Source organism: Acidobacteriota bacterium (genome assembly GCA_016196065.1).
Classification (GTDB): Bacteria; Acidobacteriota; Terriglobia; order Terriglobales; family Acidobacteriaceae; genus Acidiflorens.
Genome location: JACPYL010000027.1, coordinates 99,914 through 123,265 on the forward strand (window position 1 = coordinate 99,914; position 23,352 = coordinate 123,265).

Here is a 23,352-nt window from a genome sequence, read left to right on the forward strand (position 1 = left end):
ACTCAGGCGCGCGGCGTGGTCGCCGGAACTCCGCTGTTGTAATAGACCTCGGGGCTGTCTTCCAACGTCTTCCCCTGCTTGTTGAAGATTGCGCTGTGCAGGATCCCCGCACGTTGCAGCGCGAAGCGAAGAGTCGTGCCCACCACGCCCAATCCGTATTGCACGCTTCTACGGAAATTGATCGAGGAGGCTTCCTCGAAATATTTGGTGGGGCAGGATACCTCGCCAATGCGGAACCCGAAGTACGCACACTGCGCCAGCATCTGGTTATCGAAGACGAAGTCGTCGCTATTTTCCGCCAGCGGCAGTCGTGTGAGAACTTCGCGGCTGAATGCGCGATAGCCCGTGTGATATTCCGACAGCTTGATCCTCAAGAAAAGATTTTCAAACGCCGTCAGCAGGCGGTTGGAAATGTATTTGTAGATCGGCATGCCTCCGCGTATTGCCGTCCCGCCGATGATGCGCGAGCCCAGCACCACATCGTAGACGCCATAGGCGATCATGCTCGCCAGCGCCGTTACCAGCAAAGGAGTGTACTGATAATCCGGATGCACCATGATCACGATGTCCGCGCCGGCCGACAAAGCTTCGCGATAGCAGGTTTGCTGGTTGCGCCCGTAGCCGTAGTTGCGGTTGTGGACAAAGCACTGTAATCCCAGCTGGTGCGCCACTTCGACGGTCCGGTCGGAACTGTTGTCATCCACCAGGATGCGGATGTCCACCAGTTCGGGCAATTCCCGAACTGTCGCTTCCAGCGTTTTTTCCGCGTTATACGCGGGTAACACGACGGCGATACGCTTGCCGTTGATCATGAAATTTTCCTTGTCTGTTCTTTAGATCATAAACGGGGCGAGCCCAGTCTCCAAACGCAAGTGGCCCATCCGAGCGCGGAGCACTGATAAAATAATAGGTAAGGTCAGAGGTTAGAGGTGAGATTGCAGAAAAAAGGCTTCGAGCCGCAAGTCACGAGCTTTGCGCGAGCACAGGATGCTCGAAGCGCGCAGCTCGAAGCTCGGAGCCTTATTTCTGCAATCTCACCTCTAACCTCTGCAATCTCCTTCATGGCCCCTCGTACTCTATTTGAAAACGTCTGGGACGCTCATCTGGTCACGTCGCCGGAAGGGCAGTCGCCACTGCTCTATATCGATCTGCACCTGGTGCATGAAGTGACCTCGCCACAGGCGTTCGATGGCCTGCGCGCCAATGGACGCCGCGTCCGTCAGCCCCTGCGTACCGTTGCCACCGTTGACCACAACATCCCGACTACTCCGCGCGGCTTGCCGATTCTTGATCCGATTGCCGGCAAGCAGATCGAAGCCCTGCAAAAAAATTGCCGCGAGTTTGGCGTCCCACTGTTCGATATGGATTCGCCCGATCAGGGAATCGTGCACGTGATCGGCCCGGAACTGGGCATCACGCAGCCCGGGATGACTATTGTCTGTGGCGACAGCCACACTTCGACCCATGGCGCTTTTGGATCGCTGGCCTTTGGCATCGGCACTTCCGAAGTCGAGCATGTTCTTGCGACGCAGTGTCTGCCGCAGAAGAAGCCGCAGACGATGCAGATTGATGTCCGAGGCAAATTGCCGGAAGGCGTGACTGCAAAAGATATTGCGCTTGGCATCATCGGACAGATCGGCACCGACGGCGCCACTGGACACGTCATCGAATACACCGGCGAAGCCGTCCGCAGCCTTTCCATGGAAGGCCGCATGACGCTCTGCAACATGAGCATTGAAGCCGGAGCGCGCGCCGGAATGATTGCGCCCGATGACACCACATTCGCCTACGTCAAAGGGCGCCGGTTCGCGCCCAAGGGAAAAGCCTGGGACGACGCGGTCGCAGCCTGGCGCAACCTTACGACCGATGCCGGAGCAAAGTACGACCGCGTGATCCAGATGGATGCGGCCCAGCTCGCGCCGTTTGTAACCTGGGGAACGAATCCCGGCATGGTTGTGCCCGTGACCGCGCGTGTGCCCGAACTTGGCACGTTCGTTGAAAACGGGGATCGCCGGGCCGCCGAGCAGGCCCTTGCCTACATGGACTTGCAGCCCGGCACTCTGATCGAGCAGATTGCAGTCGATCGCGTCTTCATCGGCTCCTGCACGAATTCGCGCATCGAAGACTTACGCGCTGCCGCCCGCGTGGCCCGGGGACATCACGTCGATAAGAACGTGCGTGCCATGGTGGTTCCCGGATCGCAGGCCATCAAGCTCGCAGCCGAGCAGGAAGGGCTGCACCGGATCTTCCAGGAAGCTGGATTTGAGTGGCGCGAATCAGGATGCTCGATGTGCCTGGGAATGAATCCCGACATCCTGCAACCCGGCGAACGCTGCGCGTCCACCAGCAATCGAAATTTTGAAGGACGCCAGGGCCGCGGCGGACGCACGCATCTGGTGAGTCCGATGATGGCAGCGGCGGCAGCGATTGCCGGGCACTTTACCGATATTCGGCATTGGAAGTTTGAGTAGGGGGTCGTTGGTCGTTCGTCCTTCGTCGTTCGCAACAACCTTGCTTAACGAACGACCAACGACGATCGACAAACGACGCGTTTGAACAAAACCATGCAGCCTTTTCGAAAACATACCGGCCTTGTTGTTCCGCTCGACCGGGTCAACGTCGACACTGACCAGATCATCCCCAAGCAATTCTTGAAACGTATCGAGCGCACTGGATTTGGGCAATTCCTTTTCTATGACTGGCGTTTCGACGGGAATGGAATAACGAAGCCGGACTTTGTTTTGCACGAGGCTCGCTACAAAAACGCGACGGTTCTAGTTGCAGGCAAAAATTTCGGCTGCGGATCATCCCGCGAACATGCCGTGTGGGCGCTGGCCGATTATGGATTCCGCGTCGTGATCGCGTCCTCCTTTGCCGACATTTTTGCCAACAACAGTCTGAAGAACGGTCTGCTCACGGTGACGCTCCCCGAGGAACAGGTCGCTGAAATCCTCCGCAATGCGAAGCAAAAAGAAAGCTACCAGCTGTCGATCGACTTGGAAAAGCTGAGCGTCGAAGACGAGCAAGGATTCTCGGCGAAATTCACGATGGACGACTTCTCACGCCACTGCCTGCTGAACGGTCTCGACGACATTGGCCTCACTCTTCAGCACGAATCCGACATCACTGCCTATGAGGCGACACACCCTGTGGCGGCGGAGATGGCGGCAATTTTGCATTCCCGCTAGCAGTGAAGCTCGTTGACTGATGTCGCAGGACCAATCGCAAACGATCTCCCGAACAGCGCCTCAGCCGCGAAGCGGCGGAACAGGAAGGCACGGCACGGCGGCACCGTTGCCGGGAGTATCGTCCCTTACGGGACTCGGTTCATGAGTCGCACCTTACCCGGCACTGCCGAGCCGGGCTGTCCTGTTCCGCCCTTCGGGCTCTGTCGGTAGTGGTGCAGTTTGAACCGGGATAACTGCACCACTACCGCTCTGTCGGGAATATTCTCGCGAACCGACATCAGCCTTTATACTTGTCCACCTAGTGCTGGCTAGATCTACCAACCGGAGCTGTTCGTGAAGAAGCCACTTCTCATCCTTGCCTGTCTTGCCCTGCTCGCCACGCTTTCCGCTCAAACCGCCGCCCCTTCGAAGCAGCTTACGATTGAAGCCATCTTCGCCGACGGCGGCATCACCGGCCGCGCCCCGGAGACCATCAAGTGGAGTCCCGACGGGACCAAGGTTTCGTTCGTGCAGCGCGACGACTCCGGCGAGCACGGAGAGCTTTGGTATGTCGACACCACCACCGGCGAGAAGAAGATCCTGGTGAGCGAGAGCAAGCTGGCGCAACTTTCGCCGCCGCTCAGCAAGATCAAGGACGAGCGCGAAAAAGAGCGTGTCACGCGCTATCACGTCGCCGCCTACCTGTGGTCGCCCGACTCCAAGCACCTACTATTCGACTCGCAGGGACAACTCTGGTATTTCAATCTCGACACCGGCACCGGCGTTCAGCTCACGTCAGCAGCTGATTCCAGCGACGATCCCAAGTTTTCTCCCGACGGAAAACGCCTCGCCTACGTTCGCAAACACAACCTGTACATCCATCCCGTTTCGGACGAACTCGGCGAATACCAACTGACTCGCGACGACAGCAAGGACAAGGAGAAAGATAAAAATAAGAAGGCCGACAGTGAAGACAATATCCTGAATGGCGAAGTCGACTGGGTCTACGCCGAAGAGCTCGCCGTGCGGAGCAATTTTTTCTGGTCTCCCGAAGGACACGACATTCTCTTCCTGCAGATGGACGAGACGCGCGTCCCCACCTACCCCATCACCGACTGGATCCCGACTCATCCTCATCTCGATCAGGAAAGGTATCCCAAGGCCGGCGATCCAAACCCGGTCGTGAAGCTGGGAGTGGTGAACAGTACTGGCGGCAAGCCGCGCTGGATCAAGCTCACCGACGACGAAGACACCTACGTTCCGCGCTTCGGCTGGATTCGCGAAGGATGGGCATGGGCCGAGGTCCTCAACCGCAAGCAAGACACGATGGATCTTTACTTCATCGAAACGAAATCGGGCCGCACTCACAAAATGCTGACCGAATCGGCTCCCGATGCATGGGTGAACGTCAACGACGATTTCCGCATCCTGAAATCCGGCAACCAATTTCTCTGGACCAGCTGGCACGACGGCCACACTCACATTTATCTCTACAGCTTCAATGGGCAGGATCCGCTCGGGGCCGATGCGAAGCTCGAGCGCCAGGTCGAAAGCGGAGACTACGAAGTACTCGAAATCAGCGCCGTGGACGAAGTCTCCAGCACCGTCTTCTTTACCGCGAACAAGGGCGATGCGCGGCGCGAGCAATTGTTCTCCGCCAAGCTCGATGGCTCATCGATGCAAGCGCTTTCCACCGAAGACGGCAGCACCACCGGAGATTTCGCGGACGATGCCAAGCACTATGTCGAACGCCGCTCCAACAACTTGCAGCCGCCGCGGCTTTCGGTCTGTGCGACGAGCGCGGCCTGCCAAAAGATCTGGGAAGCTCGCAGCGTTGATGAATACGGATCCGTCGCTCCCAAGTATCTCGAGTTCAAAGCCGACGACGGCACCACCCTGTATGGTTCGCTGCTGCTGCCACCGAATGCGGATGCGAATCAGAAACTTCCATTGATCATTTACGTTTACGGCGGCCCTGCCGGCCAAACCGTAAATAGATCCTGGGGCGGAACCACTGCGCTGTTCCACCAGATGCTCGTCAAGGATGGTTTTGCGATCTTCTCGCTTGACAACCGCGGTAGCCCGAATCGGGGCAAGAAATTTTCTACCGCTCTGCGCAATCAATTTGGCGGGGTCGAATTGAAAGATCAACTCACCGCGCTCGACCAGTTGCAGTCGCAATATCCGCAACTGGATCCCGCGCGCACCGCGATCTGGGGCTGGTCGAACGGCGGCTCCATGACTCTCTATTCACTGACCCATTCCCAACGCTTCAAAGCCGGGATTTCAGTAGCGCCCGTGACCAGCCAGCGCAATTACGACTCGATCTACACCGAGCGCTACATGGGATTGCCCAAGGACAACTCCAAGGGCTACGACGATTCCATCGTGAGCGCTGCCGGAAACCTGCATGGGTCGCTCTTCCTCGTGCACGGCACGAGCGACGACAACGTACATTTTCAGAACACCATCCAGATGACCGACGCGCTGATCAAAGCCGGCAAGCCATTCCGCCTGATGGTGTATCCAAACAAAACGCACGGCATCTCCGGAGCCGATGCCCGGTCCCACCTGTTTCACATGATGGAAGATTTTTGGAATAAGGAATTGAAATAGAAGCAGCTGTGAGCGCACAGCACCGGCGGTTCGCACCAGTTCGGCAAGCCGGCTTTCACGGAGAACAAGCTAGAAGCTAAGAGCTAGCAGCTAGAAGCTGATTTATGCACCGCACCACTCTCGGCGATTTCGAATTAACGGTTGTCTCTGATGGGACATATTCGTCCGATGGTGGCGCATTCTTTGGCGTGGTTCCGAAGACGATGTGGTCGAAGAAGGTCGTGGCCGACGATCAGAACCGCATTGTCGTCGGACTGAATTCACTGCTCGTCCGCACCGGCAAAAAGAACATCCTCATCGAGACCGGCATCGGCAACAAACTTTCGGACAAACTGATCGCCGTCTACGGACAGCCTGCAAAGCTGCTCGACAATCTGCATGCTGCCGGCATCGCCCCCGAAGACATCGACATTGTCATCAACACGCACCTGCACTTCGATCACTGTGGATGGAATACGGTGCAACGCGGAGACAAATTTGTCGCCACCTTCCCCAACGCCAAGTACTACGTGCAGGAAAAAGAGTGGGACCACAGCCGCCTGCAACTCGAACGCGACGCGATCAGCTACATGAGCCCGAACTACGATCCACTCCTCGAAAACGGACAGATGGTACTCCTCAGCGGCAATCTCGAACTGTTGCCTGGAATCTCGGTGAAAGTTTTTCCCGGCCACACTGCAAATATGCAGGCGGTGATCGTCGAAAGCGGTGGCAAGAAGGCCTGCTATATCTCAGATTTGATCCCCACCAGCGCGCATCTTCATCCCACATGGGTGATGGCTTTTGATCTGTATCCACTCCAGACGATCGAAAGCCGCAAGAAGTATTACGAGGAAGCAATCCCGGAAAAATGGCTGACGGTGTTTACCCATGATCCGCAGACGCCTTGGGGATATGTCAAGCGCGACGAAAAAGGAAAGCTGGGACTGGCTAAGCTGGCGTGACTTGGGCGTGTAGCCGCTTCTCGAAGAATTCATCCACGTTTTGCAGGATCTCCGCCGCGCTCTTGGCCTCGTAGATCGCCTTCCGCAGCGCCGCTCCGCCGGGGACGCCGTGCGTGAACCAGGAGGCAAACTGTTTCATCTTGCCTTCCGATCCATGAATTTCTTCTTCCACCAGCATCTGGAAATAGGTGCGGATCATCTGGTAGCGATCGGCTTCGCTGGGCTCAACATAGGAACCGGAGCGCGCATACTCCTCGATCTGCCGGAAGATCCACGGATTCGCCGGAGCCATGCGCCCGATCATCACCGCGTCGCATCCCGTCTGCGCGACCATCGCACACGCATCTTCAGGCGACCGGATATCGCCGTTGCCGATCACCGGAATCTTCACTGCCTGTTTCACGGACGCGATCCACTCCCATCGTGCCGTGCCGCTGTAGCCCTGTTCGCGAGTGCGCGCGTGCAATGCCACTGCGCATAGGCCGCACTCTTCAGCGAGTCGAGCCAGTTCCACGCAGACGATTTCCTCATCGTTCCATCCCGCGCGGAACTTCACGGTAAACGGAATCTTCACCGCCGTCCGCACCGATTCGAAAATCTTCCGGATCAGCGGCAAGTCGCGGAGCAGGCCCGAACCGCCATTGCATTTGACGACTTTCTTCGCCGGGCATCCGAGGTTGAGGTCGATCAGATCAAAGCCCAGGCCTTCGACCATTCGTGCCGCCTCCGAAAGTACTCGCGGATCGCTTCCGAAAAGTTGTGCCGAAACCGGATGCTCGTCCTCGTAGAAATGCAGATACCGTCCCCGAATCGTGTGGTCTCGGAGTAACCCGTCCGCGGAAGTGAATTCGGTCATGATCAGCCCGCATCCGCCCAGGTTCTTGATGAACCGGCGAAAGACCGTGTCGGTGACACCCGCCATGGGGGCGAGCACGGTAGCCGGGGCGATCCTGACGCCGCCGATCTGGAAGCTGCTGGGAAACACTCCCGGTGATGCGGAGTGGCCGCCCTCGCCCGCTGCACTCGCCGGACTGTCCCAGTACTTGCTCACGGTTCTATTCTAGCTGGAGAGCAAAATCAAAGGCCCCCGCCGAGGCGGGGGCCTGATTTTGCAGGTCGGACACTCTTGTCCGACGTTGTTGCAGTTGGTCTTCAGCCAAACCCAGAGTCAACTGTGGCGGGCAAGGGTGCCCGCCCCACATTTACTTCTTCGCCGCCTCAACCTTGGCTGTTTCGGCCTTGCCGGCATCGCTTTTGGCATATTTGCGGCGGAAACGCTCGATGCGGCCGGCGGTATCCAGCAGCTTCTGCTTGCCCGTAAAGAACGGGTGGCAGGCCGAGCAAATTTCTACGCTGATGTCGCCCTTGTGGGCGGATCGGGTTACAAACGCATTTCCACAGGCGCAGTGTACGCGCACTTCGGTGTAGTTGGGATGGATCGCTGCTTTCATATACGGTTCCTTTGGCTCTAGTCGAAACTTAGATTCTACTGGAGTTGGTAAGGATTCAGCAAGCCCGCAAGCCCTTTGCTTACTGTGTTTTCCCTGCCTCCGGCTTCAAAAAGCGGTTGAACCATGCGGTCAGGCGATCCCCAATATCCTGGCGGTGCTCAGGATTTTGGATCGCATGCCCCTCATTCGGATAGACCACGAACTGCGTTTCCACTCCCAAGGTCTTGAGTGCATGCCAGTATTCCCGCGACTGCGGCGCCGGGACTTCGCCATCCCGCTCGCCGACCACAATCAGCGTGGGCGTCTTCACGTTCTTGATGAAGGTCATCGGCGAGCTTCTGGCATAAACCGCCGGATCGTCGTACACCGACGCTCCGAAATACGGGATCATCCACTGGTCAATGTCGTTTTGTCCGTAATAGCTCTGGAAATTCGAGAGTCCTGCCCCCGACACAGCCGCCTTGAAACGGTTCGTCTGCGTGATCGCCCACATGGTCATGTAGCCGCCGTAGCTCCATCCCGTGATGCCGATGCGGTCGTTGTCGATAGGCAGCGTTTTGACGACGGAGTCGACGCCAGTCAGAATGTCGCGCAGATCACCGTAGCCGAAGTCTTTCACGTTGCCCGCCGTGAATGCTTCGCCTTGTCCGAAGCTTCCGCGCGGATTCGGAAACAGAACGAAGTAGCCTTGTCTCGTGAGGCCGTAAAGCTGAGAGGAGAAGAAAGAACCCGGCCAGCCGGAGCCCGCTGCTCCCGCCGGTCCGCCATGAACAACGACCACCATCGGATAACGATTCTTGGGATCGGGATGATTCGGATCAAAGCCCACCGGGCAGGCGAGCCATCCCTGGATCGTCATTCCGTCGCTGACCCAGTGGACGCTCTTGACCTCTCCCCATTCTGGCCGGACAGCGTCGTTGACGTGGGTAGTCTGTCGCCATGCTCCCGTGGCGCCAGCCCAGACCTCAGGAGGCTTCGCGGCCGAATGCCGGACTACAGCCGAGCGCGTGCCGTCAGCCGACATTGAGATCGCCTCGTCTTTCAGGATGGATTCGGGGCCTCTCCAGACCTGGGTGATTTCCCCTGACCCAACTGCAACGCTGCCTATCCCGGAATCACCATCGATGCGGCCTGCAAGCAGGATTTTGTCCGCGGACTCCCAGGTAAGCCAACTGGGCGAGGCGGGAATCGCAGGTGTGAGGTTACGGGCGAGTCCGCCCGTGGCAGAGACCACAAAGACGTCGCCACCCGTCGATCCTTCGTCACTCATGATCCCGGCAATGAACGCGATGTTCTTCCCGTCAGGAGACCAACGCGGCACCGCGATCTGCAAGGGCGGTTTATACACGGGAGCAAGCGCTCCTCCCGATGCCGCCAGCCGGTAGAGTTGCGCCGAGTACCAGTTGGCATCGCCTTCTCCCGGAGCGGCGGTGACGGCAAACTGTTTTCCGTCCGGCGACCAGTCGAATTCGTACACATACATATCCGCCGGTGAAATCTGTTGCACGGCGCCGGTGCCAACATCCACGACAGCCAGGCGTTGCTCGTAAATTTTCGATTCGATCACGCCCACTTCTGGCGTCATCGCCTCCAGCGGCCCCGGTTTGCGCGGAGCATTCTCAGTAAAGAGGAATGCAACTTTCTTCCCGTCGGGCGAGAACACGGGATTCGCGAGCGCACCCTTCACGCCGGTGAGCTTGCGAAGCGACTTTCCATCCGGGCTGGCGATGCAGACTTGCATCTGTTCGGCAGCCTGGCACAGGAACGTAAGCATCTTGCTGTCCGCCGACCACGCCACTCCCTCGGTTGCAGATTTCGCGAAATCACCAGTGTTGATTCGAACCGGGTTCGCCCCGGACTTTTCGAGTTCCTGCACGTACAGGCCGGCGCCCGCATCCGGAGAGGAGTCACGGTCCGCCGGGCCGATCCAGGCCACGCGCTTGCCGTCGGGCGAGATGGCGGCCTGATCGAAGTTGCGAACCTTAGTTTCGGCCGCGGTGGGAATCGCAAAAACTACGGAAAGAAGTACGGGGAGGAGGAGCTTGCATCTCGGAGTCATCTGCCCGAGAAGATATCACTAGGAACGATTCATCGGCTAGCCGAGGGCAGAGCCGACTTGGCGTGCGCCGCCGATTTCTTCCATTGGCTGAAGCCATACCAAACTCCGACGATCAAAAAACCGGCAGCTTGCACTGCGAATATATTCCAATGATAGGGAAATTGATTAATGTAGTGATCGGTGAAGTAGTCGAACGCGGTAATTGCAGCGAGCCAAGGACAGGCAAACAGCAAGTACCCAGAAACGAGGATGTACTCCCCTGCCGTTCTCCCCTCAAGCGCCATACGTAACTCCCGTTCCCTTCGAGGGAAGAAATGAAAGGGGAACGAAATGGGGAGTGAAATACCAAATGGTCGCAGGATGGCTATCATCGCCAACTGCCAAAGGAAGTAGACTCCAGGCAAACTGAGGAACACTGCGGTGCCAAGGAGGGATCTCATCTCATGACCACATTCAGTGGGATTTTAGGCCTTTGAGGCTCGGTTTGACAAAGCCACGCCGTCCTGCCCCCTTAAGACCTAACACCTGAGACCTGCTGTTAAAAAACGGCAGGACCGACCTCCTGCCGTCTCACACGCGCGAAATTACGGGGCCCTTACTTGCCTTTGTTGACTGCTTTCTTGAGTTCGTTTCCAGGGGTGAACTTTGCAACTCTGCGAGCGGCGATCTTAATGGTCGCTCCGGTTTGCGGGTTCCGGCCATTACGTGCCTTGCGTTGCGAGACGGAAAACGTACCGAATCCGATCAAGGCTACCCGGTCCCCTTTCTTAAGGGCAGCGGTTACGCTGTCCACGGCGGTATCGATCGCGGTCGTGGCCGTTGCTTTCGAAATACTGCAGGCCCCGGCGATACGGTCAACCAGATCAGCTTTATTCATGCTCTCTCCTGACGAAGTGTTTCCGTTCCGGCATCAGACACCGGGGAAGTCAGGCATCTGTTTTTGGAACGCGGGAGCCATTCTCTACCCTATTGGTTGAATGTCAATGGCAAACACGTGCCAGATGCCGCGTTTCGCGAATCCTTGAACCTTGGTTATAACCTCAGCCGATCGATCAAAGTCACTTTTTTCCGACGTTCTCCACAATCCTTTCCTCTCCTCCACAGGTTCTACACAGGTAAAGACCTTATTAACGTTGTCGTCACGGTCGAGTCCGTTGCACAGTAAAAGAAGCGAGAACCAAACAGGCACGCCAGCAGGGAATCAATGAGTCCGCACCTTGGCTCACACAACCGGAAAGCTTAAGATCAAGAGATCAGAGATTGAAAGAGAAGTTGCCCGTCCCATGAAATCCGTCATCGAAGTTTGTCCCAAATGCGCTGGCTCCGGATGGAAGGTCGTCCCCGACGATCCTGAACACGGCGTCACGCGCTGCGATTGCCAGCTGCGCGCTCGCGCCGATGCCATGGTCTCCGCGGCCCGCATCCCGAAACGCTATGAACATTGCGAACTCTCGAACTTCGAGTTTGAAGGATCGCAACTTCACCTCGCGCCCGCCCGCATGGCCGCATGCCGCTTCGTCGAGGAGTATCCGGTCGACAAAACAGGACTCATGCTGGTTGGCACGATCGGCACCGGGAAAACGCATCTGGCCGTTGGGATCGCGAAAGCGTTGATCCGCGAAAAGGGCATTGCCTGCCTCTTCTACGACTATCGCGAGTTGCTCAAGGAAATTCAGAATTCCTACAACGCGTCGGTGCAAACCACCGAACTCGCGCTGTTGCGTCCCGTGTTTGAGGCCGAAGTGCTCATCCTGGACGAACTCGGCGCCGTTCGCCCCACCGAATGGGTTTGGGATACGGTGAGCCTGATCCTGAACACTCGCTACAACGACAATCGTACGACCATCATCACCACCAACTTCTCTGACGATCCTGCCGCTGCTGTGGCCCGTACTCTGTCACCCGCCCGTGCCAACCGCGACGAAACTCTCGGTGACCGTATCGGAGAACGCATGCGCTCCCGCCTGCACGAAATGTGCCGCATCGTCCGCATGGACGGCGCCGATTTCCGCCAGAAGTTGCGCAGCGCCAGCTTCGGATGAACGTGGCACCAGTTACAGTGCCAGCTGTGTGCACAGCACTCCCAATAAATTGTCATCCTGAGCGAAGCGAAGGACCTGCTGTTCTTTCCCTGCACAGGCCAACAGATCCCTCGCTTCGCTCGGGATGACAGTTTGAAAAAGTGGCCGTCTGACTTCTGCCTTCTGCAATTCCACTCTACAATCGGCTGGTGCTGACGGAGCGCCTCGACTTCCATCCCGAGCATGATGCGGAACTGTTTGCGTCCGTCCCCGCATCCCCTGCCGTATTTATGCTCCACGGCGTCGAGGGCACCGAGCCGTATGTCAGCAAGACCGCCAATCTGCGCCGTCGCTTGCAGCGTTTACTCTCCGCTCCCGAAGAGCGCACCAAGCGCCTGAACCTGCGCGATCGTGTTCGCTCGATCGAATACAGTCCCACCGGATCGGATTTCGAATCCGGGTTCCTGCTTTATCGAGTGCTGCGCACTGCGTTCCCCAAGACCTACGAAAACCGGCTCAGGCTGCGTTTCCCCCCACTGGTCAAACTGCATCTCGAAAACGAATACCCGCGAGCCTCGATCACGACCCGCCTTGGCCGTCTGCCCGGCAAGAATGTCTATTACGGTCCATTTTTCTCACGAGTGGCGGCAGAAAAATTTCTAAACGATGCGCTCGACTTTTTCAAGATGCGCCGCTGTGTCGACGATCTGAATCCTGATCCGAAGTTTCCCGGCTGCGTGTATTCCGAGATGAAGATGTGCCTTGCCCCCTGCTTCAAGGGCTGCACGGATGATGAGTACCGCGCCGAAGTGGTGCAGGTAGAAACTTTTCTGGATTCGCAAGGCGAATCCCTGAAGCGACAGCTCGGCATTGAGCGCGACGAGGCGTCAACCAGGCTGGAGTTCGAAGGCGCCGCTGCTTTGCATGCCCGCCTCGACAAGCTGACACCTGTGCTGCAGCAATTGCCCGAAGCGGTTCGACGCATCGACCAGATGCACGCCCTGATCGTGCAGCGTTCGTTCCAGCCTGAGAGTGTCACGTTTTTTCGAGTGGACGCAGGCGCGATCGCAGGACCGCTTGAGTTTGCGATTTCCTCTGCCGAGCACACCAAATCACAATCCATGGAAGCGCGTATTCAATCCGCACTCGCCACCTTACCGATGGCAGAACTGGACAGCGTCACCGAACGCATGGAACATCTCGCGATCCTGAAGCGCTGGTATTACCGGGGCAGCCGCGTGGGCGAGATATTCTTCGCCGACGCGAATCACGATCTGCCCATGCGCCGGATCGTCCGCGGAATCGCACGCGTGTATCGCGGTGAAGCGCCGGAAGTCCCCACTCTTGCAACGCCAGCCGTTCCCGCTCAATCTAATAGCAACAGCAAAGAGGAATCATGAAGAAGAAAACTGCTCTGAAGAAGATGAAGACCAACGCCAAGAAAAAAGTTGCCGCGCGGAAGGTTTTGAAGCCGTCGGATACACGCGATCACGCCCTGCGCGCTCACCTTCTCTACCTGCTTCGCGACGGTGGTGCGCATGCCGGATTCGATGCCACCATGGGTGATTGGCCCGCGCAGCTGGCGGGCGTGAAAGTGGCGAACTTCCCGCACACCGCGTGGATGCTGCTCGAACACATGCGCATCGCGCAACATGACATCCTGGAATTCAGCCGCACTGCCAAGCATGTCTCGCCACCGTGGCCCGAGGGATATTGGCCCACGGCCGAAGCGCCGCCCAGCGAAAAGGCCTGGCAGGAAAGCATGGCCGCCTTCAAGAAGGATCTGCGGGCTGTCGAATTGCTGGTCGCGAATCCAAAGACAGACTTGTACGCGAAGCTACCGTGGGGCGACGGGCAAACCGTACTTCGGGAAGCGCTGCTGGTTGCCGATCACAATGCCTATCACCTCGGACAACTCGTGATGCTGCGAAAAAGCATTGGAATCTGAGAAACGTACGCGGGTTGGCGCGAGTCTGACCTCAGCGGCTTAAGCCGGATCACACGTAAGACTGTTACCGCAGCGGTGAACCGCTGCGCCACCCAAAAACAACGAGGTCAAGCGCTCCGCTGCGCATCGATTTCGTCTCGTCCGCGGTCGCTCGCGCGCTTGCGAAACACGACGCGGACGCCATCCCGCCAGTGCTCGTCGATGCCAAACAATTCCCACTCAATCTCCGGTGACAGGTAGCGCAGGATCGTGTCCGTTGCCGGATGCACATGGAGCGCGGGAGCAACCATGAACAGCAGCGGTTTCCGGTCGGATATTTCAACGCCGGGGAAGTATCCGAACTTGCGAAATTCTCCGCGTTCCTGATGCCACGCGACGCGCGACCAGTAGTCCACGCCCTGCAAGGGCAGATGAACATCTTCATCGGCCTTCAGTTCCACCACCGCCAGCCGGTTCTCGCGAGTCAGCCCGAGGACATCGATCATGGCGCGGTCCGCCGCCGAGAATGCGGGCACCTGGGAATAGACACAGTCCGTTCGCAGGCGCCCATCCAGCGTTTCCAGCTTGTTGAACACCAGCGACTCCAGCCAGCGCTCCGGATGCATCCGCCACAGCGGGTGCGGCTTCGGCCCATCTTTGTGCCGGATCGACGCAGCCAGCCGCAACAGTTCAACGAACTGCGCTTCGTTGTTTTCATCAAGAACGCGTTCTTCCGCTCCGATCCCAAACGCAATTTCCTGTCTACTTTGAAACGTTCGTGGATCATGCGCCACCCGCGCCTGGGCAAACTCCAGTCCTCGCAAACGAAACGAAATCAGTGCAGAGGAGAGCACTGCCACATCGCATTGCGGAAGAATGCCGCGTATCCGGGCGATGGACTCGGCAAAACGTTCGCGCGGTGCCTGGTCGTCGGTCGCGCGTACGAGCCGGGTCGCTAGATTGCCGCTCGCAGTGACCTCTGCCTGGTTTAGCGCATCCTCGCGCTCGTCGAATTCATACAACTGCCACTTCGCGGCCGCGGGATGCAAGTGAGCCATCCGCTGCTGCGTCAAGACCGCTGTCCCCTTCGGTAGGATGATCACCAGTCCCTCGACCACTCGCCGATCCTGTTGCGCGATCCGGCAATAGTCGAGCCAGAGCAAGCCACAGGTCAGAGCGCCATCGATCGTCGTCTGCGTCTCCTGCGCATTGACTCCCACAACCGCCAGGGCACTTTGCCCTTGCTGCAAGACTCCGCGGAGATACGCCGGACCGAAAGAACGATGCAGATCCATGTTGGTGGTGAGCCGGGCCACCTTCCAGGCAGGAAAATTCCGTTCCAGCGCACGCTGCACGACCGCAGCGTACGCTACCCGCGCTGTCTGGCGCGCCGCCGTGGAGCGCTGATCGCGGTCGCGATAGAAATCGAGCTTGGTGGGACGGCTCTGCCCAATGCGCTGTACTTGCAGCCGCAAGGTCGTTCCCTTCAACTCCGCGTCCAGCACCCGCCGCACGACGTTGCGTTCGTTCGACCACAAATGCAGCAGACATTTGTTGTGTTCGCCGGAGATGGAATATTTCGAATTCGCCAGATCGAAAGCGACGGCCCCGTCTTCGATCACCAACGCGGCCTGCGCTCCAGCCAGAAAATCGGAAACCATTTTGCCCAGTGACTCAGGGGTCATGACGCCCGATTGTGAATGCCTCCCGCGCTCCCGTCTGTGATTAGTGAACTGTCCGATTGGTCGAATCGAGGATGCTCCAGGAGTCTTTGAAGATAACGAGGTGCCGTTTCGGGACTGGGTTACTTCTGCAATCTCACTTTTGACTCTGCAATCTCGCTCCCTCCCCTCGTGGGATAATGGATTAGCGCTGGCCGAGTCCTTTCCCGGCAGAGGGGCATCAAAACTACGTGACGGAAAATAAGAAACATTTCTTCTTCGAACATTACGGCCTTTCGAATCAAGACCTTGAAAAGTATCTGGCAGCCGCCCTCTCGGCTGGCGGCGACTACGCCGACATCTATTTCGAATACCTGTCCTCCACTTCCTTGAGCGTGGACGAGTCCATGGTCAAGTCGGCCTCGCAGGGAATTTCGGCGGGTTGCGGCGTCCGTGTCGTTTCCGGTGAGCGCACCGGATATGCCTACACCGACGATCTGACTCCCGCGCGAATTTTGCACGCCGCTCGCACTGCCGCACTGATCGCGAGCGCGCCCGCGAAAACGACCGTGACCGGATTCCAGCAGAAGCCCGCGCGCAGCCTGTATCCCGTAACGCTGCCTTCGGTCGACGCAGAGATTACCGCGAAGGTTGAATTACTCATGCGCGCAGACCGCACCGCTCGCGCATTTGATTCGCGCATTAAGGAAGTACGCGCCAGCTACGCAGACGAACTCCGCACGATTTTGATCGTTGGCTCTGACGGGACGTTTGCCGAAGACTCGCAGCCGCTCGCGCGCATGAACGTTTCCTGTATCGCAAAGACCGAAACCGTTTCCGGGCGCGGCACTTCCGGCGGTGGCGGGCGCATTGCCCTCGACTTCTTCATGGGCGAAAAGAATCCCGAGCACTTCGCGAAAGAAGCGTCGCGCCAGGCGATTCTCCAACTCGATGCCCGCGAAGCTCCTGCCGGAGACATGGAAGTCGTCCTCGGTCCGGGATGGCCCGGCGTCCTGTTGCATGAAGCTGTAGGCCACGGTCTGGAAGCCGACTTCAATCGCAAGAAGACATCAGCGTTCGCTGGATTGATCGGCAAACGCGTCGCCAGCGAGAAATGCACCGTCGTCGATAACGGCACCATGCCCTGGCGTCGTGGATCGCTCAATGTCGACGATGAAGGCCAGCCCACGCAGGAAACCGTGCTCATCGAAAACGGAATACTGAAGGGCTACCTGAGCGACAAGCTTTCCTCGAAGCTAATGGGGCTCGCCGACACCGGTAATGGACGGCGCGAGAGTTACGCTCACATCCCCATGCCCCGCATGACCAACACCTACATGCTGGCTGGACAGGACAATCCCGAAGACATCATCCGCTCGGTGAAGAACGGCATTTACGCGGTGAACTTCGGCGGCGGCCAGGTGGATATCACCAACGGCAAGTTCGTATTTTCCGCATCGGAAGCCTATCTGATTGAAAACGGCCAGGTCACTGCGCCCATTAAAGGTGCAACTCTGATCGGCAACGGCCCCGATGTTCTCACTCGCGTTTCGATGGTCGGCAACGATCTGAAACTCGACGAAGGCGTCGGCACCTGCGGTAAAGATGGACAGGCGGTGCCGGTAGGCGTCGGCATTCCGACCTTAAAGGTAGATCGCCTTACCGTTGGCGGAACCGCGCGCCGCGAAACCGGCGGCTACATGCAGTAGGGCTATTAAGGCTAGAGGTCAGATTTCAGAGGTTAAGATCTCAGATTGCAGAACTTGGAAGGCAGATCGACGAAACAGAACCTTCCTGCGACAACGAAGCAGCCGCGAAGCGGCGGTATGTGAAAGCCCGGCACGGTAGTGCCGGGTAGTTCAGCCATGAAATAGAGTCCCGACAGGGACGGTACGATTCGGATTTCCCCATACATGACAACGACGTTAGGAACAACGCAACAAGCCACCGATCTCAAATCCCTCGCGACCGATGTGGTTCGCCGCGCTATGCAAGGCGGCGCTACGGCCGCAGAGTGTGTAGCCCGCGAGGGCGATGAATTCTCCACCGTCGTCCGCCTCGGCCAGGTAGAGACTCTCAAGGAAGCGGGATCCCGATCCGTCGGCGTGCGTGTCTTCTTCGGACAACGCGCTGCCTCGACCTACTCCAGCGATTTCTCGCCCGCCGGCATTGAGCGCATGTTGAAGTCGGCTCTCGAACTGGCAAAGATCACTTCCGAGGATCCATTCTCGGGCATTCCCGAAGCTGGCAAACTCGGATCACTCCCCGGCGACCTCGATCTCTATCACGAAGATGTCTACTCACTCGCCGGCGCCGAACGCATCGACTATGCCCGCCGCGCTGAAAAGGCCGCGCTCGATAGCGATCCACGAATCAAGAATTCCGAGGGCGGATCCTTCGACGCCGCCACCGGACGAAAGGTCCTCGCGAACTCGCACGGCTTCGTCGGCGAGTATCAGCGGTCCTATTGCTCCGTCTCCGCCGTGCCTATTGCACAGGACGACGCCGGCAACATGCAGCGCGACTACTGGTACTCCGTGGCACGCAGCCTCGCGAAACTCGATCCCGCCGAGCAGGTCGGAAAAGAAGCGGCCCGCCGGACTCTCCGCAGACTGGGGGCTCGCAAGGCCAAGACCGCGCACGTCCCTGTCATTCTCGACCCGATGGTGGCGACCTCGATGTTGGAACACATCTTTGAAGGCGTGAACGGGGATTCCGTCTACCGCGGCGCATCGTTTCTAGCCGGAAAGCTCGGCGAGCAGATCGCCGGCGGCAACATCACCGTCATCGACGACGGCACCATTGTCGGCGGCTTTGGAACCTCGCCCTTCGATGGCGAAGGTATTCCCACGCGCCGCACTGTCGTCATTGAAAACGGAATTCTGAAGTCCTACTTGCTGAACACCTACACCGCCAAGAAACTCGGCCTGGAGACGACTGCGAACGCGTCCCGTGGACTCGCCGGCACGCCCGGCATCGGCCCCGGCAACTATTTTCTGCAGGCGGGAAAAAAATCACCGGAGCAGATCATCGGCGACATCAAAGACGGTCTCTATGTCACCGAATTCCTCGGCATGGGAGTGAACCTGGTCACCGGCGACTACTCGCGCGGCGCGTCCGGCCAGTGGATCGTCAACGGCGAACTCGCCTATCCCGTCGAAGAGATTACCGTCGCGGGAAATTTGAAAGACATCTTCAAGAACATCTCGGAGATCGGCAGCGACCTGGAATTCCGCGGCAGCGTGGCCTCACCGACAATCCGCATCGACGGCCTGACTGTGGGCGGAGAGTAGGCGCCTTGGTTTCTACGGAAGCAAAATAGCAGCGTCAAACAATTCATTTCCGAAGGGCATATTGCTCCATTTTTCCAGAGAGGCTGCCAGTTTGCTCTTGACCTCGGGTTTTCTAAGCCATTCGACGAGCTGTCGCCATTGTTCTTTCCGGCCGGCCCAATAGCCACCATCAGGCCGCGGCGCATTCGGAACACCGTCCCACACGATCATCCGAGCCAGATTCCGATGCGCATTCTCCGATGGAGCGATCAGCCAATGATCAAGATAGACTGACAAGTCATTTTCTGCCTGAGCAAAAGCCCCGAGCCAGCGGTACGGACCGTCCGTTAGTTCTTCCGGGGCGGTTTCTAACACGGCATTCCATACGGCGCATGTGTAGCTCGAAATCGCATTTTGTTCACATTGCGGCCACGTGCGCCAACTAGTAGAACCGCAGGACACATAGACTAACTTGACGAATACGCTCTCCGGATCGACAAAATCTCTCCGCGATTCGTCCGCCTTGGTTAGCAAATCAAGTATGCGTGGCAGAAAATGCTTGAAACCATTTTCGTCCCCCCAAGTGTACAAAGCATCCATCGAATACCTGAACAGGTCTTCGGAACTGAGTTTGCGGAGCAACTTGGAACGAAGGCGCTGATCATCTTGCGATGAATGGCAACAGGGACAAGGCTGAGTGCCGGACTGGAGCCGGTAGCTCTCGAACACCCGGTAAAGATTCTCGATTGCAGTAGAGAGTTCCGGAGTTTGCAGCATTCGACTATATTATCTGCTCGTCTGACGCTTTCGAATGCCGACAGTCAGTTCACCAACTGCACGACCACGTTCGAGATTTTGGGATTGAACTTTGCATTCCCCATGTAACTCGCCGTGACATTGTGGCTGCCCTTCGCGAGTGCTGACGTTGTCAAGGACGCTTGTCCTTGGCTGAGCTTCACGCGGCCCAGTGTGGTACTTCCATCCTTGAACACGACCGTTCCGGCAGGCAGGGGCGTCTGTACGACGCTGCCTTGCACGGAAACCGTGAAGGTTACCGAATCACCGGAATTCGACGGATTCTTGGAACTGTTCAGCACTACCAGTGTCCCTGCAGCGTTCAACAGGACGCTGACCGTACCATCGCCAAAGTTAGCGACCGCCAAATCGGGCGCGTCATCCCGATTGAAATCCGTCACCGCTACCTGGGCGGGTTGACCGCCAGCCACGAAGCTTTTGGCTGCGCGGAAGTGTCCTTTCCCGTCGCCAGGAAATGCGCTGACAGCATTGGAGCCGAACTGGGATACCGCCAGGTCGGTTTTCTTGTCTGCGTTGAAGTCCGCAGTCACCAATGCATCGGGCGCAACAAGGTTGAATAGCAATGAGCCATCGGCAAATGTTCCATCACCATTTCCAATTAGAATCTTTACGAAACTGCCCAATCCATCGGAAACGGCCAGGTCAAGCTTCTGGTCACCATTGAAGTCGCTCGCCACGATCCCAATCGGCTGGTTGAATCCACTATAGATTTGGGGCGCCTGAAACGTTCCGTTGCCGTTGCCGAGCAGCACGGCGACGGATGGCCCGAAGGGAACGGTCACAGCCACGTCAAGGTTATGGTCCCCATTGAAATCGCCCACTGCAACGCTGAAACCGCTCGCGGGCTCTAACTCGCCATCAACAAATTTGCCTTTGCCGTCGCCGGTCAAGACTTCGCCGTTACCATTTCCGCCCGCGTAGATATCAAGATTGCCGTCTTTATTGAAATCCCCGACGCCCGGAAAAATCGAACTTCCCGCAGCCTCGGTTTTGAAGTAGACCGGATTCTTGAAAGTACCATCGCTTTTTCCCAGTAATAGCGCGAGACCATTGCCATTGGTATCTCCACCCACGATGGCCAAATCCAGTTTGCCGTCCTTATTGAAATCGGCGGCGGCGATAAAGCCGCTCACATAAAAAGTCAGCGTGTAGATTTTCGGATCGCCAAACCTTCCGTCTCCCGCTCCAAGAAAGACGGCCACGGTGTTGAAGTTATTCCCAACCGCGAGATCGGGAAAACCGTCGCCATTGAAATCCCCGGTTGCAATATGACCGGACTGCGTCATCCCGCTGGGGAAGGTATGAGCGGAAGCGAACTTGATGGGTCGCGCAAACGAAGTTACCGCAAGTGGAACGACTAGAAGGGTTACCAGGAGTAAGTGGCGATCACGCATAACTACCTCCACGAATCGGGTAACTAGAGTATCTCTAACCGTTCGCGGAAGCAATTACACCTTGGAGCTGAGGAATTGCGAAGGCCCGCGCCTTACTCTATCGACTCCAGGGCCGTGGCAATCGATGCGTCTTGATGCGGGAACACGGTTCGCAAATCGAGCAAGACGCGACCCTCTTCCACGCGGGCGATAATTGGTGGATCATAAGCTCGCAGGCGCGCGCAGAGTTCGTCCGCGCTCAGCTTGGAATGCGTGATTGAGAGCAGGCGCGTTGGTAGAACGGCCGATGGCGCAGCGCCTCCACCGATGATCGACTCCCCGTCGCGAGTCTCCACGTTGAGGGTCGACGTTTGGATCGCAGCTTTTAGCGCATCGGCTCGCCGGGCAATCTCATCCTTCGAGAGACGCATCATGCGCAGAGCGGGCACACTGTCGTGATCATGTTTGACGTACGCCAGCAAAGTTGTTTCGAGCGCTGCGTAAGTAAGCTTATCGACACGCAGTGCACGGAACAGCGAATTCGACCTCATGCGAGCGACTAAATCGGCACGGCCGCTAATCAGGCCTGCCTGGGGACCTCCCAGCAACTTATCTCCGCTGTAGGTGATGACATCGACGCCGGCGCGCAGGCTGTCCAGCACGCCTGGTTCGCCGGTGACGCCGACCGAACGCAAGTCGAAGAGCGCGCCGCTGCCAAGGTCTTCCAACAGGGGAATATTCTTGCGGCGAGCGAGGGCCACCAATTCTTCAAGTGCAGGTTGTTCGGTGAAGCCTGAGATTTCAAAATTCGATCGGTGAACGCGGAGCAGGACCCGAGTGCGGTCGTTGATGGCGCGTTCGTAGTCGGCAACGCGCGTGCGGTTGGTGGTGCCAACCTCGCGCAAAGTCGCCAGCGATTTCGACATGACATCGGGAATACGGAATGATCCGCCGATTTCGACCAGTTCGCCGCGCGACACGATTACCTCGCCGCCTTCCGCCAGCGAATTCAGCGCCAGCAGGACCGCGGCGGCATTGTTGTTGACGACGATGGTCGATACTGGGGCGACCATTGCTTCCCCGACATTTTCTGCCAGAAGTTTTTGAAAGAGCCGCTCGACGTGGACATCGCGTTTGCCTCGCTCGCCGGTAGCAAGTTCAAATTCCAGATTTGAGTATGAAGAGGCCGTTTCGCGGATGTGATCGAATACGGAAGACGCAAGCGGAGCGCGTCCAAGATTTGTATGCAGAATGACGCCCGTGGCATTGATCACGGGACGCAGGGAATATCCCAGCGATTGCCGGATCTGGGACTCGATCGCTGCGTAAAGTCCGCCCAGAGCCAGGTCGAGCGATTTTTCATCCAGCCGCTGCGCTCCAATTTCCTGGCGCAGACGGGCAAGCACGGCGCGGATACTTTCCGTGACGGCGGTGTGGCCATCCCGTTCTGCCAGGGCCAGAATTCGCTGGTCACGAAGGAGTTCGTCCGTCGAGGGGAGCTTCTGAAACAGGGCCGAGTTTAGAGTTGGGGACACTGAGGGCGATTATGCCACACGCAGCGGCTCTTCTGACCGCCGGCCGCCAGCGGGCGGGGGCGCCCGCTCCACACTGGCTACAGGGTGTGCATGTAGGCGAGTAAGTCCTTGAGTTGCTGATCACTCATGACGCGGCCAAAGCCTTCCATCTTGCTGCGGCCGAATTTGACGATGTCGCTTACGCGGTCATCGTTCGCAGGCAGTCCGCTGAGCGGCAGATATTGCTGCTTGAAGACGCCTTTTAAGGGAGGGCCTTTCTTGCCGCGCGAGGAATAAGGCTCGTGGCAGCGGTCGCAGTAGTTGTCATAGATCTTGCGACCCTCGGCCTGTTGCGGATTGAGCCCGAGTTCGGCATCGGACTTGCGCCGCTCGGCATCACACGCGGTCAGGATCGAGAGGCCCAGAAAAATCAGGCCAGCACACACGCACAGAATAGAGCGATGGATGAAAGTCATAAGGATCGAAACCTGAAGCCGCACGCGAATCGCGGTCAAAAGTAGGATAATACGG

Annotated in this window: 20 protein-coding genes; 9 read left to right on the forward strand and 11 right to left on the reverse strand. The window is 57.8% G+C overall.

From position 1 onward, the window contains the following. Nucleotides 1-2 precede the first annotated feature (2 nt). Nucleotides 3-812, reverse strand: a complete 810-nt coding sequence (locus tag HY010_21520) for a glycosyltransferase family 2 protein (protein MBI3478319.1) — start codon at nucleotides 810-812, stop codon at nucleotides 3-5. Nucleotides 813-1,061: 249 nt separating this feature from the next. On the opposite strand from HY010_21520, the gene leuC reads away from it, so the two are divergent. The 4 genes from leuC (at nucleotide 1,062) to HY010_21540 (ending at nucleotide 6,727) form a co-directional block, all read left to right on the forward strand. Beyond that, a complete protein-coding gene (gene leuC, locus HY010_21525; protein MBI3478320.1) occupies nucleotides 1,062-2,471 on the forward strand; it encodes a 3-isopropylmalate dehydratase large subunit in 1,410 nt (469 codons plus the stop codon). Between the two features lie 93 nt (nucleotides 2,472-2,564). Further along, nucleotides 2,565-3,188, forward strand: coding sequence for a 3-isopropylmalate dehydratase small subunit (leuD, locus tag HY010_21530; GenBank protein MBI3478321.1), 624 nt, complete (start codon nucleotides 2,565-2,567; stop codon nucleotides 3,186-3,188). A 333-nt stretch (nucleotides 3,189-3,521) separates the two neighbouring features. Next, nucleotides 3,522-5,783 (forward strand): DPP IV N-terminal domain-containing protein, encoded by a 2,262-nt coding sequence (locus HY010_21535; GenBank protein ID MBI3478322.1) that lies wholly within the window; start codon nucleotides 3,522-3,524, stop codon nucleotides 5,781-5,783. 104 nt (nucleotides 5,784-5,887) lie between these two features. Beyond that, nucleotides 5,888-6,727 carry an MBL fold metallo-hydrolase gene (locus tag HY010_21540; protein ID MBI3478323.1) on the forward strand — a complete coding sequence of 280 codons (840 nt, stop codon included), beginning with the start codon at nucleotides 5,888-5,890 and terminating at the stop codon, nucleotides 6,725-6,727. On the opposite strand, the gene dusB is transcribed toward HY010_21540, so the two are convergent. From dusB to HY010_21565, 5 genes are all read right to left on the reverse strand, one after another. Beyond that, the gene (gene dusB / locus HY010_21545; protein ID MBI3478324.1) at nucleotides 6,714-7,649 is read right to left on the reverse strand and encodes a tRNA dihydrouridine synthase DusB; all 936 of its coding nucleotides are present in this window, start codon (nucleotides 7,647-7,649) and stop codon (nucleotides 6,714-6,716) included. The genes HY010_21540 and dusB overlap by 14 nt on opposite strands. A gap of 280 nt (nucleotides 7,650-7,929) precedes the next feature. Then, nucleotides 7,930-8,178, reverse strand: coding sequence for a 50S ribosomal protein L31 (gene rpmE / locus HY010_21550; protein ID MBI3478325.1), 249 nt, complete (start codon nucleotides 8,176-8,178; stop codon nucleotides 7,930-7,932). Between the two features lie 79 nt (nucleotides 8,179-8,257). After that, a complete protein-coding gene (locus tag HY010_21555; GenBank protein MBI3478326.1) occupies nucleotides 8,258-10,237 on the reverse strand; it encodes a S9 family peptidase in 1,980 nt (659 codons plus the stop codon). 29 nt (nucleotides 10,238-10,266) lie between these two features. Continuing rightward, a complete protein-coding gene (locus HY010_21560) occupies nucleotides 10,267-10,677 on the reverse strand; it encodes a hypothetical protein (GenBank protein MBI3478327.1) in 411 nt (136 codons plus the stop codon). Nucleotides 10,678-10,832: 155 nt separating this feature from the next. Continuing rightward, entirely contained in the window at nucleotides 10,833-11,114 is a 282-nt protein-coding gene (locus HY010_21565; protein MBI3478328.1) for an HU family DNA-binding protein, read from the reverse strand. A 406-nt stretch (nucleotides 11,115-11,520) separates the two neighbouring features. On the opposite strand from HY010_21565, the gene HY010_21570 reads away from it, so the two are divergent. From HY010_21570 to HY010_21580, 3 genes are all read left to right on the forward strand, one after another. After that, nucleotides 11,521-12,279: an ATP-binding protein gene (locus HY010_21570; GenBank protein MBI3478329.1), complete on the forward strand. Its 759-nt coding sequence runs from the start codon at nucleotides 11,521-11,523 to the stop codon at nucleotides 12,277-12,279. Between the two features lie 188 nt (nucleotides 12,280-12,467). After that, nucleotides 12,468-13,658, forward strand: coding sequence for a hypothetical protein (locus HY010_21575; GenBank protein ID MBI3478330.1), 1,191 nt, complete (start codon nucleotides 12,468-12,470; stop codon nucleotides 13,656-13,658). A 23-nt stretch (nucleotides 13,659-13,681) separates the two neighbouring features. Further along, nucleotides 13,682-14,206, forward strand: coding sequence for a DinB family protein (locus HY010_21580; protein MBI3478331.1), 525 nt, complete (start codon nucleotides 13,682-13,684; stop codon nucleotides 14,204-14,206). A 107-nt stretch (nucleotides 14,207-14,313) separates the two neighbouring features. Here HY010_21580 and HY010_21585 read toward each other — a convergent pair whose 3' ends face one another. Then, nucleotides 14,314-15,870: a hypothetical protein gene (locus HY010_21585; GenBank protein ID MBI3478332.1), complete on the reverse strand. Its 1,557-nt coding sequence runs from the start codon at nucleotides 15,868-15,870 to the stop codon at nucleotides 14,314-14,316. A 227-nt stretch (nucleotides 15,871-16,097) separates the two neighbouring features. Between HY010_21585 and tldD the strand changes: the two genes are divergently transcribed. Further along, nucleotides 16,098-17,555: a metalloprotease TldD gene (gene tldD / locus HY010_21590; protein MBI3478333.1), complete on the forward strand. Its 1,458-nt coding sequence runs from the start codon at nucleotides 16,098-16,100 to the stop codon at nucleotides 17,553-17,555. 204 nt (nucleotides 17,556-17,759) lie between these two features. Next, on the forward strand, nucleotides 17,760-19,139 hold the full coding sequence (locus tag HY010_21595) for a TldD/PmbA family protein (GenBank protein MBI3478334.1): 1,380 nt from the start codon (nucleotides 17,760-17,762) through the stop codon (nucleotides 19,137-19,139). A 12-nt stretch (nucleotides 19,140-19,151) separates the two neighbouring features. Here HY010_21595 and HY010_21600 read toward each other — a convergent pair whose 3' ends face one another. From HY010_21600 to HY010_21615, 4 genes are all read right to left on the reverse strand, one after another. After that, on the reverse strand, nucleotides 19,152-19,718 hold the full coding sequence (locus HY010_21600) for a hypothetical protein (GenBank protein MBI3478335.1): 567 nt from the start codon (nucleotides 19,716-19,718) through the stop codon (nucleotides 19,152-19,154). Nucleotides 19,719-19,939: 221 nt separating this feature from the next. Then, nucleotides 19,940-21,328 (reverse strand): VCBS repeat-containing protein, encoded by a 1,389-nt coding sequence (locus tag HY010_21605; protein ID MBI3478336.1) that lies wholly within the window; start codon nucleotides 21,326-21,328, stop codon nucleotides 19,940-19,942. Between the two features lie 92 nt (nucleotides 21,329-21,420). After that, nucleotides 21,421-22,842, reverse strand: a complete 1,422-nt coding sequence (locus HY010_21610; protein ID MBI3478337.1) for an L-seryl-tRNA(Sec) selenium transferase — start codon at nucleotides 22,840-22,842, stop codon at nucleotides 21,421-21,423. A gap of 77 nt (nucleotides 22,843-22,919) precedes the next feature. Continuing rightward, entirely contained in the window at nucleotides 22,920-23,297 is a 378-nt protein-coding gene (locus tag HY010_21615; GenBank protein MBI3478338.1) for a cytochrome c, read from the reverse strand. Between the last annotated feature and the right edge of the window lie 55 nt (nucleotides 23,298-23,352).